The sequence below is a fragment of the Streptomyces sp. NPDC047049 genome, assembly GCF_040643995.1.
GTDB lineage: Bacteria > Actinomycetota > Actinomycetes > Streptomycetales > Streptomycetaceae > Streptomyces > Streptomyces mooreae.
The window spans coordinates 62,351-77,116 of record NZ_JBEYVM010000005.1; the positions used below are offsets into that span (position 1 = coordinate 62,351).

General features: G+C 70.9%; 13 protein-coding genes. 2 read left to right on the forward strand and 11 right to left on the reverse strand.

Annotated features, from left to right (window positions below; all coding sequences use genetic code 11):
* Nucleotides 1–76 precede the first annotated feature (76 nt).
* Both ABZ851_RS14645 and ABZ851_RS14650 read left to right on the forward strand, forming a co-directional pair.
* Complete coding sequence (locus ABZ851_RS14645; protein ID WP_361126422.1) at nt 77–469, forward strand: hypothetical protein; 393 nt, start codon at nt 77–79, stop codon at nt 467–469.
* Between the two features lie 203 nt (nt 470–672).
* Nucleotides 673–1,611, forward strand: a complete 939-nt coding sequence (locus ABZ851_RS14650) for a MerR family transcriptional regulator (protein ID WP_361126425.1) — start codon at nt 673–675, stop codon at nt 1,609–1,611.
* Between the two features lie 62 nt (nt 1,612–1,673).
* Here the strand turns inward: ABZ851_RS14650 and ABZ851_RS14655 are convergent, their stop codons facing one another.
* The 11 genes from ABZ851_RS14655 to ABZ851_RS14705 form a co-directional block, all read right to left on the reverse strand.
* Entirely contained in the window at nt 1,674–2,648 is a 975-nt protein-coding gene (locus ABZ851_RS14655) for a TIGR03557 family F420-dependent LLM class oxidoreductase (RefSeq protein WP_361126428.1), read from the reverse strand.
* Between the two features lie 3 nt (nt 2,649–2,651).
* A complete protein-coding gene (gene nrfD / locus ABZ851_RS14660; protein WP_361126431.1) occupies nt 2,652–3,599 on the reverse strand; it encodes an NrfD/PsrC family molybdoenzyme membrane anchor subunit in 948 nt (315 codons plus the stop codon).
* A gap of 71 nt (nt 3,600–3,670) precedes the next feature.
* Nucleotides 3,671–4,666 carry a 4Fe-4S dicluster domain-containing protein gene (locus tag ABZ851_RS14665; protein ID WP_361126434.1) on the reverse strand — a complete coding sequence of 332 codons (996 nt, stop codon included), beginning with the start codon at nt 4,664–4,666 and terminating at the stop codon, nt 3,671–3,673.
* Nucleotides 4,663–7,908 (reverse strand): formate dehydrogenase, encoded by a 3,246-nt coding sequence (gene fdh, locus ABZ851_RS14670; RefSeq protein WP_361126437.1) that lies wholly within the window; start codon nt 7,906–7,908, stop codon nt 4,663–4,665. The genes ABZ851_RS14665 and fdh overlap by 4 nt, the downstream gene beginning before the upstream one ends.
* 234 nt (nt 7,909–8,142) lie before the next feature.
* Nucleotides 8,143–9,777: an NAD(P)/FAD-dependent oxidoreductase gene (locus ABZ851_RS14675; RefSeq protein WP_361126440.1), complete on the reverse strand. Its 1,635-nt coding sequence runs from the start codon at nt 9,775–9,777 to the stop codon at nt 8,143–8,145.
* A gap of 53 nt (nt 9,778–9,830) precedes the next feature.
* The gene (locus tag ABZ851_RS14680; protein WP_361126443.1) at nt 9,831–10,286 is read right to left on the reverse strand and encodes an SRPBCC family protein; all 456 of its coding nucleotides are present in this window, start codon (nt 10,284–10,286) and stop codon (nt 9,831–9,833) included.
* Between the two features lie 144 nt (nt 10,287–10,430).
* On the reverse strand, nt 10,431–10,970 hold the full coding sequence (locus ABZ851_RS14685; protein WP_361126446.1) for an isochorismatase family cysteine hydrolase: 540 nt from the start codon (nt 10,968–10,970) through the stop codon (nt 10,431–10,433).
* A gap of 14 nt (nt 10,971–10,984) precedes the next feature.
* On the reverse strand, nt 10,985–11,131 hold the full coding sequence (locus ABZ851_RS14690; protein WP_361126449.1) for a hypothetical protein: 147 nt from the start codon (nt 11,129–11,131) through the stop codon (nt 10,985–10,987).
* The gene (locus ABZ851_RS14695) at nt 11,131–11,751 is read right to left on the reverse strand and encodes a DNA polymerase ligase N-terminal domain-containing protein (RefSeq protein ID WP_361126452.1); all 621 of its coding nucleotides are present in this window, start codon (nt 11,749–11,751) and stop codon (nt 11,131–11,133) included. The genes ABZ851_RS14690 and ABZ851_RS14695 overlap by 1 nt, the downstream gene beginning before the upstream one ends.
* A gap of 134 nt (nt 11,752–11,885) precedes the next feature.
* The gene (locus ABZ851_RS14700) at nt 11,886–13,559 is read right to left on the reverse strand and encodes an MFS transporter (RefSeq protein ID WP_361126455.1); all 1,674 of its coding nucleotides are present in this window, start codon (nt 13,557–13,559) and stop codon (nt 11,886–11,888) included.
* 4 nt (nt 13,560–13,563) lie between these two features.
* A complete protein-coding gene (locus tag ABZ851_RS14705; RefSeq protein ID WP_361126458.1) occupies nt 13,564–14,553 on the reverse strand; it encodes a pseudouridine-5'-phosphate glycosidase in 990 nt (329 codons plus the stop codon).
* Nucleotides 14,554–14,766 lie beyond the last annotated feature (213 nt).

Genomic DNA, 14,766 nt, shown 5'->3' on the forward strand with positions numbered 1-14,766 from the left:
CACCGGTCACGGCCGCCCGGCTGAAGAGGAGAGCTGGGGCCCTCGCCGCGAGCGGCACTCGGAAAGGCAGGTCACAGTGAAGGACAGGGAAGAGGCCGCACAGAACAACCAAGGCGCCGCTCAGGTCCAGGTGCAGCTCACCGACTGCCCGCCCGAGGACGCTCACACGGTCTTCACTGCGCTCGACACCCTTTTCGTCTCCGACCGGACGAAGGACGACGCGCCCCGGGGCCCGGAGGGGACGGGGCCGGTCGTGTGGGCCGCGACCATTGACGTCTCCGACGCGGCGGCGCCGACGGTGCCGCGCCGGCTGACCGAGCCGGTGGCGGCCACCGTCCAGGGCAGTTATTGGGCGGCCGGCCGACTGCGGTCAGGCCTGGAATCCGCCTTCACGGTCCGGGAGACCGGGGCGACATCAGGCGATCAGGAGCAGGAGGTCCAGCTGCGACTCGAGAACCGCGAGGCATGAGGCGGCACCCGACGGGTCTCACAGCCAAGGAACTCGTTCATGGGGGACTCCTTGGCTGCAACGGAGAGGCTGAGGTGGACGATGGAGTCCAACGGCTCGTAGCCGTGGACCGCCGGTGAGCGGTGACGCAGGAACTCCCGGTCGGGGCCCAGGTGGAAAATAGCCTTGAGTCTCCAGTGACTGGAGACAGCAGAGTGGGGGGCATGGACGTGACGACCCTCTACTCGATCGGGGAGCTTTCCCGGCGGACCGGCCTGTCCGTGCGGACCATCCGGTTCTACTCCGATTCGGGGGTGGTTGCGCCGACCACCCGAAGTCCCGCCGGCTACCGGCTCTACGACCTCGACGCACTGCTGCGTCTGGAACTCCTCTGCACCCTGCGCGAGCTGGGCATGAACCTGGCCACGATTCGACGGGTACTGGATCGCGAGCTCTCGCTGGCGGAAGTCGCCGCGGCGCACGCCGACGCCATGGACGTCCAGATCCGGGTGCTGCGACTGCGTCAGAGCGTTCTGCGAGCCGCGGCCAGAAGCGGGTCCGATCCCGAGGAGATCAAGCTCATGCACAGGCTCACGCGGTTGTCCGGCGAGGAACGCCGACGACTGATCGACGATTTCGTGGAGGGCACGTTCGGCACCACGGATGCCGACGCGGCAGCAGTGGCCATGGTGCGCGCTGCCACTCCCGACCTTCCCGATGATCCGTCCAGCGAGCAGATCGCCGCATGGATGGAACTCGCTGAGCTGGTCGGCGACGAGGACTTCCGGGCCCGGATGCGCCGGACGGCCGGGAGGCAGGCCGCCGGGCGCGGGCCCGGCATCGAGAACGACGCCGGAGAGGAACTGATGGATGTCACCCGTCGCAAGGTGGCCGCGGCCATGGAGTCGGGCGTCGATCCGCTCAGCGACAGGGCCGCCCCCGTCATCGACGACCTCATACACCGCTTCGCCGAGGTATTCGCGCGCACCCCCGACACGGAATTCCGGGAGTGGATGGCGCGACGGTTCGAAGAAGCACACGACCCCCTGGTGGACCGGTACTGGCGGCTGGTGTGGGTCGTCAACGGCTGGCAGGTGGTACCGAACCTGCTTCCGGTGTACCCCTGGCTCATCCAGGCTCTGCGAAAAGACCGTGACGCGTAGTCACCGCACCTGGGCACCGCCCTGGCCCCCTTGAATGAGTCCAAGGGGGCGCAGCGGAAGAACTACCCGGCAGCGGGCCGCAAGTCACGCAGCCGCTGGTCCAGTTCACTTCGGTAGAAGTCCATGAACCCGTCCGGGTCCGGCCCGGCGTTCTGTGTCACGAGCCGGTCGAAGCCCGCGTCCACGAAGGGCTGTGCCACCTGCAGGAACCTCGTGGGGTCGGTTCCGCAGGCGAACGTGGACAGGATGTCCTCTTCGCGCACGGTGGCGGTGGCGGCCTCGAAGTTCGCGGGGTTGGGCAGTTCGCTCATCACCTTCCACCCGGTCACCGCCCACCGTGAGGTCTCCAGGGCGGCCTGTGCCCCGGTGCGCGCGTGGGGAGCCCAGGCCATGGGGACCTCGGCGTACCGCGGGCCGTCGCCGCCCGCGCGACGGTATGCCTCCACCGTCTCGCCCGCGGGCTCAGTGGCGAAGAGCCCGTCTCCGAACTCGGCGGCGAGACGGGCGGCGGTGGGACCGCCGGCGGCCACCACGATCGGAGGGAGTTCCTGGGGGAGGTCGAAGACGCGGGCGTCGTCCAGCTTCAGATACCGGCCGTCGTAGGACTGGTAGCCACCGCTCCACAGCAGCCTGATGATCTCCAGTGCCTCCCGCAGCCGTGCGTGCCGCTCGGCTACGGAGTTGGGGAAGCCCTCTCCGGTCACGTGCTCGTTGAGCCGTTCCCCCGAGCCCACGCCGAGCGTGAAGCGGCCGTCGGAGAGCAGAGCGAGGGTTGCGGCCGCCTGCGCGATGATCGCGGGGTGATAGCGGACCGAGGGGCACGTCACTCCGGTTGCCAGGCCGATGCGTTCGGTCTTGGCGGCGATGGTCCCGAGCACCGTCCAGGCGAAGGGGGAGTGGCCCTGGACGTCCAGCCAGGGGTGGTAGTGGTCGCTCATCTCGACGAAGTCAAAACCCGCCTGCTCCGCGAGCACCGCCTGGCGTACCAGTTCTCCGGGCCCGAAGGACTCGGCAGCGAGTTTGTAGCCGATCTGCACTGTTCACTCCTTGTCCGTGGCGTACGCTCCGCCGCTTTCCCGTGCGGCACGCTCCCGTTCGAGTCGTTCGCGTTGCGGTACGACGGTGTGCCGGGGGTCCTCGGCCGAGGCGACCCCCGCCGCGAAGACCCCGAAGCGGGTGCACGCGGAGCCGGCGAGCAGGGCCAGTCCGGCGACGGCTGCGGCCGGGCGTGCGGCGCGTCCCAGGAACGGAGCCGCGGCTCCCGCCGCCGCGCCGCCCACGAGGAGCGCGCGGGCGCCGCGAAGCAGCGTGCCCGCCCGCCCTTCCCGCCAGGTCTCGGCGACGCCGCCCAGGCGACGCTCGGCGGCCGTGCTCGCGGCGAGGTCTCCGGCGGCTGCGAGCACGGCGGCGCACCGGGCAGGGCCCGTCTCGCGGACCGGTCCGGCGACGAGGGCCATCCCCGAGGCCGCAGCGGTCGCGGAGGCGGCGAAGAGATAGGGGAGTTCGCGGTGCGCGCCGTGCCAGGCGGGAACGGCGGTGTCGGCCGCGAGGACGGCGGTGTACGTGGCGACGGCGGGGCCGGTGAGCGCCGCGCCGAGGGTCGCGGCGGCACCCACACGTCGGAAGGTGCCGCTGACGGCGGTGGCGGCGGCGAGTCCGGCGGCCGGCCCGTATACGCCCAGCAGCCAGGAGCCGACGCTCATCGGCGAGGTCGGCTTGAACACCCGCAGCATGTGGGTGAACCGCGACGGGCGCCCGAGATCGTTGATCAGTGCGGCCACGGACAGGCCGACGGCCCCGAGGGAGGACACCTTGAGCGCGGTCGCGGTCACGGGACGCCCCGTGAAGTGGGCGCCTGCCGCGAGGACCGATCCGGCTCCCGCGAGACCGCCGAGGAAGAAGTAGCCGGCGATGTCACGGGGCGCCCAGGACGGCGCCTTGATGACGGGCCTGCCGTAATAGGACTGGAACTCGGCGCGTGGGACCATGAGTTCCTCGCCCCGTCGCTTGCGTCCGGGGCCTTGCCGGTGCGATGCGCGCGGCCCGTCGGGAGGCGAGGTCATCGGCGTCCTTTCCGCAGGCCCGCAGCCCGGCCGAGGGTGGGCAGAACGTGGGAGAGGGCCCCTGCGGCGAGCAGGGACAGCGCAGCGGCGCCCGCGTGTCTCCACATCGCGGGCAGGTCCCTGGTGGTCACGACGGGCGCCGGTGGCAGACCGTAGACCTCGGGTTCGTCCAAGAGCAGGAAGAAGGCACCGTCACCGCCCACTCCGTCGTCCGGTTCGTGTCCGTACAGACGCGCCTCGGGTACGCCGGACTCCTGGAGTTGTTCCACGCGAAGGGCGGCACGTTCCCGCAGTTCGTCGAGGGGGCCGAACTGGATGGAATCCGTGGGGCACGCCTTGGCGCAGGCCGGCTCCTGCCCGGCCCCGAGCCGGTCGTAACACATCGTGCATTTGAACGCCCGGCCGTCTTCCGCGCGTTGCTCGATCACACCGTACGGGCAGGCCGGGACGCAGTAGCCGCAGCCGTTGCAGATGTCCTCCTGGACCACGACCGTCCCGAACTCGGTGCGGAAGAGCGAGCCGGTGGGGCAGACGTCGAGGCAGGCGGCATGGGTGCAGTGCTTGCACACATCGGAGGACATGAGCCACCGCATTCCGCCGGGCTCCTGGGACGGCTCGGTCTGCGCCGGGCCGTCGGTGAGTGGCAGCAGGGTGCGGCCTTCCGGCTCGGGCGGGCCGGTGCGCACGGGCTTGTTCTGTTCGATGAAGGCGACGTGCCGCCAGGTGGATGCGCCGAGACCCTGGGTGTTGTCGTAGGACATGCCGGTGAGGGAGAGGCCGTCCTCGGGGAGAGCGTTCCACTCCTTGCAGGCCACCTCGCAGGCCTTGCAGCCGATGCACACCGAGGTGTCGGTGAAGAACCCGACGCGGGGTGGCGGGTCCTCGTATCCGGCGTCGCCGGCCGGGTCGGGCTCGGGGCCGGACAGGAGCCGGTCGACGAGTGACCGGGCCGGTGGCCCGGCCCCGGCCTCCGGCACGGGATCGGCCGTCATGTGCTCTCCTCCACTCCGGTGTGCTCGGTGATGCCCGCGCGGCGCCGGTACTCGGCCACGAGCGCGGGCAGGGCGGCGCCGCGTGGCCGGCGTCCGGGCCTGATGTCGGCGGTGAGCGCCTTGTCCTCCTGGATGTGCGCATTGGGGTCCAGGGAGATGGCCATGAGCTCGTTGGCCGCGTCACCGGTCACGACACCATTGGGCCCCCAGTGGAAGGGCATCCCGATCTGGTGCACGGGGCGGCCGTGCACGATCAGCGGGCGGAGCCGTTCGGTGACCAGGACGCGGGCCTCGATGGCGTTGCGGGCGGTGATGACGGTGGCCCAGCCGCCGTGTTCCAGACCGCGCTCGGCCGCCAGCTCCGGGGACAGTTCGCAGAAGAACTCCGGTTGCAGTGCGCTCAGATAGGGCGACCAGCGACTCATGCCTCCTGCGGTGAAGTGCTCCGTCAGGCGGTGCGTGGTGACGATGTACGGATAGACCTCGGCGCCCGGCTCGTTGCCGCTCGGATGGTAGCGGTTGCCCTCGCGGGGCAGGGTCTTGCGGGCCGGCGACCGGTCGACGCCCGGGTACAGCAGGTTGGGGAAGGGCGAATCCTGCGGCTCGTAGTGCGTGGGCAGCGGCCCGTCCTCCAGCCCCGCGGGCACGTAGAGCCAGCCTTTGCCGTCGGCCTGCATGATGAACGGGTCGTCGCCGCGCAGCGCCTCGGGCCCGACCGCGTCCTCGGGCGGGACATGTGCCGGATCGAGGTCGGGGAGGAAGTCGGGCACATCGTGCCCCGTCCAGTGGCCGGCGTCGCTGTCCCACCAGACGTAGGCCTTGCGTGCGCTCCAGGGCCGGCCCTCAGGGTCGGCGGAGGCCCGGTTGTAGAGGATGCGGCGGTTGGCGGGCCAGGCCCAGGCCCACTCCAGTGCGGTCCAGCTCTGCTCGGTGTGCGGCTTGCGGCGGTCGGCCTGGTTGACGCCGTCGGCGTAGACCCCGCAGTAGATCCAGCAGCCGCAGTTCGTGGAGCCGTCGTCCTTCAGCTGGGTATAGGCCGACAGCGGGGCACCGTCCGGGCCGTGGCCGTTGATCTCGGCGAGAACGGCCGCGGCGACGGGTTCGCGCAGCGGGCCGTCCACGGGGTAGTCCCATGTGAGGTCCTGGACGGGCCGGTCCCGGGGGTCGGTGGAGTCCTTGAGGAGTTCCTTGACGCGGCGTCCGAGGTGGTACATGAACCACAGGTCGCTGCGCGCCTCGCCCTCGGGTTCGACAGCGGCCTGGTGCCACTGGACCCAGCGGTTGGTGTTGGTGAAGGAGCCGGACTTCTCGGTGTGTGCGGCGGCAGGGAAGAAGAAGACCTCGGTGCCGATGTCCTCGGTGCGCATCTCACCCGTGGCGATCTCGGGCCCGTCCTTCCACCACGTCGCCGATTCGATGAGCGAGAAGTCGCGCACCACGAGCCAGTCGAGCTGCGCCATCCCCAGGCGCTGCAGGCGGGTGTTGGCGGAGCCGACCGCCGGGTTCTCCCCCATGAGGAAGTACCCCTTGCACGCGCCGTCGAGCTGCGCCATGACGGTCTCGTATGTGCTGTGCGAGCCGGTCAGACGGGGCAGGTGGTCGAAGCAGAAGTCGTTGTCGGCGGTGGCGGCGTCGCCGTAGTACGCCTTGAGGAGACTCACGAAGTAGGCGCGCATGTTGCCCCAGAAGCCCTTGTCGGTGCGGCTGGCGGCGATGAAGGCGTCGAGGTCCTCGTGGGCGTGGGCGTGCGGCATGGGCAGGTAGCCGGGCAGCAGGTTGAAGAGGGTGGGGATGTCGCTGGAGCCCTGGATGGAGGCGTGGCCGCGCAGCGCCTGAATGCCTCCGCCGGGCCGCCCGATGTTGCCCAGCAGCAGCTGCAGCACGCAGGCGGCACGGATGTACTGGGCGCCGACGGTGTGCTGCGTCCAGCCGACGGCGTAGCAGAAGGCGCTGGTCCGGTCGCGTCCGGAGTTGGCGGTGAGCGCGTCGCACACCTCCAGGAAGGTCGCCCGGGGGATGCCGCAGGTCTCCTCGACCAGCTCGGGTGTGTAGCGCGCGTAGTGGCGTTTGAGGATCTGGTAGACGCAGCGCTCGTGCTGGAGGGTGTCATCGCGCCGAGGCCGGCCGGGAGCCTGGGGGCCGCCGGATCCGTGCGCCTCCGAGCCGCCGGCCTCGCGTACTCGTTCCTCGTAGCGCTGATCGGGGTCGCCTGCGGGGTTTTGCACGTCGGCGCCGTCGTACTGCCAGCTCTCGGGATCGTAGGTGCCGCTCTCGGGGTCGAAACCGGAGAACACGCCTCCCAGGTCTTCGGTGTCGCGGAAGTCCTCGCCCACGAGCGAAGCCGCGTTGGTGTAGCGCAGGACGTACTCGCGGAAGTCCTTGCCCTCGGTCAGGACGTGATTGATCAGCGCCCCGAGGAACACGATGTCGCTGCCGGCGCGGATCGGGACGTGGAGGTCGGCGAGGGCGCTCGTCCGGGTGTAGCGGGGGTCGACGTGAATGATCTTGGCTCCGCGCGCCTTGGCTTCCATGACCCACTGGAAGCCGACCGGGTGAGCCTCCGCGTAGTTGGAGCCCTGGATCACGATGCAGTCGGAGTGCTGGAGATCCTGCATGAAGGTCGTGGCGCCGCCGCGTCCGAAGGAGGTACCGAGGCCGGCGACCGTCGAGCTGTGGCACACGCGAGCCTGGTTCTCGACCTGCACGACCCCCAGACCGGTCAGCAGCTTCTTGATCAGGTAGTTCTCCTCGTTGTCGAGGGTCGCCCCGCCCAGGCTCGCGAGGCCCATGGTGCGCGCCGTGCGCACGCCGTCGCGCTCCCACTCCCAGGTCTCGGCACGGGTCCGGACCACTCGCTCGGCCACCATGTCCATGGCGGTCTCCAGGTCGAGCGGCTCCCAGTCCCTGCCGTACGGCCGACGGTAGAGAACGTGGTGCAGACGTGCGGCGCCGGTGGTGAGCTGGAGGGAGGCGGAGCCCTTGGGACACAGCCGGCCCCGGCTGACCGGGGAGTCCGGGTCGCCCTCGATCTGCACGACGCGGTCGTCCTTGACGTAGACCTGCTGACCGCAGCCGACGGCGCAGTACGGGCACACCGACTGCACGACCCTGTCGGCCCGGTCGGTGCGCGGCCGCAGAGCCCCGGTGCGGGCGGAACGGGCGGCGCTCCCACGTCCGAGCGGGTCGTTGCCGGTGAGCTGCCGGTACACGGGCCACTCGGTGACCCAGGTGCGCAGGCCCATCTCGTACACCTCCGGACGAGTGTTCTCTTCACTGGGGGCGGCACCCCATGGCAGGACGACCCCGCCCGCCTCGGGCTCCCCTCCCAGGGTCGCCCCGGGGTGCCGGTACAGCGACCCGAGTGTCCATTGACGCCCGAGTACCCGGGCTCGCCCGAGGTACACGGAGTGGACCCGGCTGCCCTCACACGGAGACCACGGCCACCCGCGGGGACCTGCTTGATTGCACCGGGCCGCTCAACGGCGTCCCTGCCGTGGGTCGTCGTTCCGGCTTCGGGGGGTCAGCGCACGTTGAGCCAGCGAGAGGACGACACTCGGGGACAGCTTGCGCAGTGCCGCCCGCGCGGCGTTCGCGCCGGGTGCCCCGTGAACGCCCCCTCCAGGGTGGGCGCCGGCGGAAGCCAGGAACAGGCCCTTGACGGGGGTTTCCGGTCGCCCTGTGCCAGGCAGCGGCCGGAACACCAACTGTTGGTGCAGGGATGCGGTTCCTCCGTTGATGGCCCCACCCCGCAGATTGGAGTCGAGCGCCTGCAACGTCGGCGGCGCAAGGATCCGGCGCGCTCGGATACGCGAGCGGAAGCCCGGCGCGAATCGTTCCACTTGGCTCTCCATCCGGTCCGCCATGGCTTCCTGCTCCCGCAGGTTCCACACGCCGGTGATGCCGTCCGCCCCGGCATCGCCGCGAACCCGCTGCGGCACATGGGTATAGGCCCATGCCGACTCGGTGCCGGCGGGGGAGCGGGAGGGATCCGCTGTGGTCATCTGGCCGAAGAGCGCGAAAGGCCGGTCGGGCACCTGTCCCATGGCGATCTGCGCCGCGAAGCGGGTGAGCGCATCGACGCCGTCGGCCACGTGCACCGTGCCCGCGGACGATGCCTCCCCGGCCGTCCAGGGCACGGGCTTGCCGAGGGCCCAATCAACCTTGAAGGTGGCGAAGTCCCACTGGAAGCGCCGCAGGTCCTGCACGAGACGGCCCGGCAGATGGCGTTGGTCCACGAGGTCTCCGTACAGGGAGGGAACCGAGACGTCTGCGAGCACGGCGCGGCCCGCCGGCACGCACTCACCCATCGCCGTGCGCACCGCCACGGCCCGGCCCGCGCGTACGACGACCTCGACGACGCGCTCACCGCAGCGCAATGCGCCGCCACGGCGCCGGAGCCGTCTCACCAGCGACGCGGTCAGAGCTCCGGCTCCGCCCACCGGCACGGGAAAGCCATGAGTCTGCCCGAGCATGGTCATCAGCCAGCCGAAGCCCCCACTGCCGGCGGCCTCCGGGGCGAGGTCGGCATGGAGGGCGTTGCCGGCGAGGAGCAGCCGTCCCGCGTCTCCGCTGAACTCCTCTTCACCCAGTTGCCGCACGGGCAGCAGCATCGTCCGGGCAAGGCGCAGGCCGCCGGCGCCGCGCAGCCGGGCGGCGAGCCGGGCTGCGGACCGCACCGGCGGGAACGGGGTGAAAAGGGCGCCCAGGAGGTCGGGCCCGATGCGGTCCCAGATCCGGCAGAGGTGGTGCCAGGCCGCTCCGTCGCCGGGGGCGAAGGCGTCCATGGCCGCCGCGGTCCGGTCCCGGTCCCGGTCCAGGACGGCGCACCGGCCATCGGGCAGCGGGTGGGCCAGCACCCGCGGGGCGTGACTCCAGCGCAGCCCCTCGACGTGCAGATCGAGGGCGGCCAGGACGGGCGAGGCGGCGGCCAGCGGATAGAAGGAGCTACCGAGATCATTGACGTAGTCGGGGTGGACTTCGCGGTCACTGCGGACTGCTCCGCCCGGTTCGCTCTGGGCTTCCAGCACCTCCACCGACCAGCCGGCATCGGCGAGAAGGTTTGCCGCGACGAGGCCGTTGGGCCCAGCGCCGATCACCACTGCGTCCGGCATCATCCCTCCACTTCGCCTCTGCTCGTCAGCTGGGCTGATCCGGTTCGCCGGCCTCAGCCAGGTAGCCCGGCGGCTTCCTCCGGGGCCGCGGCGGTCTTGGCGAGGCGATCGAGCATGCTGCGGTTGCGCAGCTGCAGCACGGCGTCGACCGCGCTGTTGTGCAGCAGCCCGCCGGGACCGCGCAGCGGGTGTTCGTCGAAGATCACCAGGGTGTTCTCTCCCCAGGCACGGACCTCAATGGCGATCCTTGCCGTGCCCAGCCACCCGCTGTCGACCTCGAGCTCGAGGAGCCGCGGTGCTTCGTGACGACGCACGATGGTCTCGCCGGACAGCGACCACGGCCCCACACGCAGGGTGTACTCCAGCGTGGAGCCGCACTGCGGCCAGTCGCCGCGCTTCTCGGTCGTAGCCGAAGGGCCCACCACCCAGTCGCTGAAACGCGACGCGTCGGACAGGACCGCCCACACGTCTTCGGGGGGTTTCCTGATCAGCCGATGTCGCACGGCCATACGGGCCTCCTGCGTGCCGACGAGACGTAGCCGCTGAGTGAAGCCTAGGGCGGTCCAGGTCCGCGGGCCTCTCGACGGGCATCGCGAACGTGCACCGAGGAGGAGTACAGGCGGCCGAGGGGTGTCGTGGGTCGTGCTCTCCGCTCAGAAGATTTCCTCGGCGGTGGAGCTGACGATACGGGCCTGCATATTGCGTTCCATCATGCGCAGGGCGGCTTCCGCGAGATCCCGGTGGATATGTGCACAGGCATCCTCGACGACGGTCACGCCGATGTGCCGGATATGTGCGTCGAGCGCCGAGTAGAGCACGCACTGTTCGGTGACCTGACCGCAGAGCACGATCGTGCCGATGCCGTGTTGGTGCAGGAGGTATTCCAGGGGTGTCTCGTAGAAGATCGAGTGCCGCGCCTTGACCACGAACAAGGAGTTGTCATCCGGCCGCAGCGGCTCCACCAGGTCCGTGTGGGGGCCGCTGAGCACGGTGTCCAGCAGCTCGTCGTGGTGCGAGCGCCACAGCCCGAAATTGTCGTTGACGTAGATGACCTCGGTGTCGCTGCGCCGGGCCCGTTCGAGCAGTGCGGTGAGGCGCGGCAGCACCGTGCGTACCGAGGGCAGGAGCAGTTCGGCGTCCTCGTGGTCGTAGGAGTTGAGCATGTCGATCACGATGAGTGCGGCGTCCGACATGGCGCGGCCCCCGGTCAGCCCCGGGCCGGACGTTCGCGGACCACGTCCTCGGGCCGCTTGCCGTCGCGCAGGCCGAGGAACCGTGGATCGCCGCCCGGGGCGGCGTCCAGCAGCGCCCGCTCGGCCGTGGGCAGCGCGTCCAGGAGGTCGTCACTGCTCATCACGGGCTCCCCTGCTCCGCGGCCTCCTCCTGGGTGACGCGGCTGAGGGTCCGGCCGCTGCGGACGGACCGGGCACGGCGGGCGTCGGGGGTGCCACGGCGTCCGGCTCGCTCGTCGCTCTCCTTGACCAGCAGCCAGGCCTCCCGCTCCCCGGGGCCGCCGCGGCGGAAGCGGGTGAGCGCATAGCCGCCGTGCAGCTTGCTGCCGTCGAGCCAGAACGATGCATGGCCCCGGTCCAACGCCTCGCTGAAGCTACGGCTGCGGCCCTTCTTCCCCGGCAGAGGCCGGTAGCTGCCCTCGTCCCAGACGATCACGGTGCCTGCGCCGTACTCCCCCTCCGCGATGACTCCCTCGAATTCCCGGTACTCCAGCGGGTGGTCCTCGGTGGGCATCGCCAGCCGCTTGTCCTGCGGGTCGGCGGACGGCCCCTTCGGTACGGACCACGACTTCAGTACGCCGTCGACCTCCAGCCGGAAGTCGAAGTGCAGGGTACTGGCGTCATGGATCTGCACCACGAAACACGGCGCGTCACCGGCCGGGGCCCGCCCGCCCCGCGGCTCGCCGGTCCGGTCGAAGTGCCGCTTGCCACGGTACGTAGTCAGCTTGTTCTGGTTGGTCACGGAGCCGCCCACCTTTCCACCCAGGCCGCATCTCTCACTGTGGCGCGCGGCGGACAGCGGCGCATGTGCACCCACGGGCCCACGCCGCAAGCCTCCGCCGGCCGAGAGGTTCCCGTCCGCCCCGCACCACCGGGCTACAGGGGCCCCGGCCCCGGGGCCGCTGGGGTGTCCGCCGCCGGCGATTCCCCGGTGTGCGGGGTGACCGTCCAGCCACCCCGCAGGGCCGACACGGCCAGCAGGCACGACAGCAACGCGGCCGTCCCGCAGACCACGTAGCCGAGCGAGTAGCCCTGGCCGAGCGCGTTCCGGGCAAGGGATACCGCCTGACCTGGTGCGGAGTCCGGCGGAACCGAGTTCACCGCCAGCGGGCCGCCGGCCCGGGCCACCTCTGCGGCAGCGGACTTCGCCGTCGGGGCAAGCGAGGAGGCCGACAGGTGGGACTGGAACGCCGAGGCGGCATGGCCGAGGGCGACCGCGCCGATGAGTGCCGGGCCGAGCGTGAAACCGAAGTCACGGAGCAGGCTGTTCGACGCGCTGGCCATACCGGCGTACCGGATCGGCACCGTGTTCACGGCGACGGCGGTGACCGACGCGATGCTGAACGCGTAACCGATGCCCGCCAGGCCCAGGGGGGCGAGGTACGCGCCGAGTGAGGTCTCCCGTATGTCCAGGGTCGCCATCCAGAAGTCGCCCGCGGCCATCAGCAGCAGGCCGCCGGAGAGCAGCCAGCGCGGGTTCGCCCGCTCCAGCAGCCGTGAGAGGAGCGGAGTGAGCAGCAGCGAGAACCCGCCGAGCAGGACAAAGGCCACCGAGGTCCGCAAGGGGCTCTGATGCTGGATCACCCCGATGCGGATGCTGGTCGCATAGGCGGTGCCGAGGAAGCTGAACATCCCGACGACGGTGATGACCGAAACGATGGTGAAGGCGCGGTTGCGGAACAGGTCAAGGCGCAGCAGCGGCGTGCGGGCCCGGTGCTCCGCGAGGACGAACAGCACGAGGAACACCGCGGCAACGACGAAGGCACCGACCACCAACGGGGAGCTCCAGCCGTCGGCCGGCCCCTGGATCACCGCGTAGAGCAGGGCGAACAGGCCGATGAGGATGGTGATCTGGCCACCGGGGTCCAGTGAGCGGCCCTCCGGCGAGCTGGAGTCCTCGGCGAGCAGCCGGCAGACCAGCGCGGTGATCACGGCCAGGGCGGCGACGATCACAAAGGAAAGCCGCCACGAACCGTAGGTTCCGGAGATGCCGCCGAGCACGGGGGCGACGAAGCCGCCGGTGGAGAGCGAGGCGGTCCAGACCGCGATGCCCCGGGCCCGGTCGCGCGGTGTGCGGGTGGCGGCCGCGACCATGGCGAGCGTGGTGGGGAACAGCGCCGCGGCGCCGAGGCCGCCGAGGAGCTGGCCCGCCCACAACTGGGGGACACCCCCGGCGGTCGCCGCCACCGCCTCGCCGACGGCCAGCAGTCCCGCGCCGCCGACCAGCAGCCGCTTGCGGCCGAAGAGGTCGCCCAGTACGCCGAAGGTCAGCTCCAGTACCGTCACGGGCAACAGGAACGCGTCGGAGATCCAGGTGAGTTGGGACCCGACCGGGTGCAGACTCTCCTGGAACAGGCCGTTCAGGGTCGCGGGCATGGCCAGCGCGATCTGAGCGAGACACACCGCCAGGCAGGTGGTGACCAGCGTTCCCGTACGGGCCGAGCCGGCATGCCGGAGCCGTCGGCGGTGGTCCACAACGGCCTTGGTTCCCGGGCTGGTTCCCGGGCCGGCGCCGGAGCTGGTGCCGGGGCCGGTTCTGGGGTGGGTCATCGTCTCACTCGCTTCCACACGTCGCCGGCCCGGCCGTCTGCCGTCCTGATCCCGGAGCACGGTCCGCACCGCGCTCAGCGGCCTGGTGTTCCGCGAGGGCACCGGCCACCCGTCCGGCCAGCCGCGCCGTGCTGATCAGCACAGCGCGGCCGGCCGCCGCGCTCCGTCCCCCGGTCGCCGTGGCTGCCGCCTTCAGCAGGTACGGGGTGCTGGCCGCGCCCTGCACACCGTCGCGTTCGGCTTGCCGCACGGCTTCTTGGACCGCCCGCTCGACGCGGTCGCCGTCCAGCGCGTCCTCGGCTTCGACGGGCGAGGTGACCACCACCGATCCCGTCGCCCCGGCCTCCCAGTGCAGGCCGATGGCCGCGGCCAGGGTCGTGAGCTCATCGGCCCGCTGCGGATTGGGAAACCCGCTGGAGGTGCAGTAGTAGGCCGGGAAGTCGGCACACCGATAGCCGATGACCGGCACCCCCAGCGTCTCCAGATATTCCAGGGTGAGCCGCACGTCGAGAATGGTCTTGGCACCCGAACACACCACGGCGACCTGTCTGCGGGTCAGTTCCATGAGGTCGGCGGAGATGTCGAAGGTGATCGGGGCATTGCGGTGCACTCCTCCGATGCCTCCGGTCGACAGCACCGGAATCCCGGCGTGTTCGGCGATGAGCAAGGAGGAGGCCACGGTGGTGGCCCCGAGGCCGCCGGACGCCAGGATCAGCCCGATGTCCCGCGTACTGGCCTTGGGAATGTGCTCGGTGGCGGCGAATTGCTCCAGTTCGCTCCCGCTCATTCCGACGACGAAGCGTCCGCCGGCGATTCCGATCATTGCGGGCGTCGCGCCTCCCTCGCGCACCGCTCGGTCGAGGGCCAGCGCCCACTCCAGATTTCCCGGGTACGGCGGTCCGTGGTTGATGGCGGTGGTCTCCAGAGCCACCACCGGCCGCCCTTCCCACAGGGCCTGTTCGACCTCATCACTCAGGCGTAGCAACGGGTGCACATCTCCTCCTTCTTGAAGAGGCCCCACGACCACGTGGTCGGAATCCGTCCGTGGACCTCGTGCGCCTCGGGAGTGGCGACCATGTTCGGAGCCCTGGCTGAGGCGCAGCTGACGACGGGCTGACGTACCCGGGCGGGCGGCCGGGCCGCGGTATCAGCGCCGTGTCAGGCCCGCAGCAGAGCCGGGGAGCAGGGTGTGGCTGTCCGGCGTCCG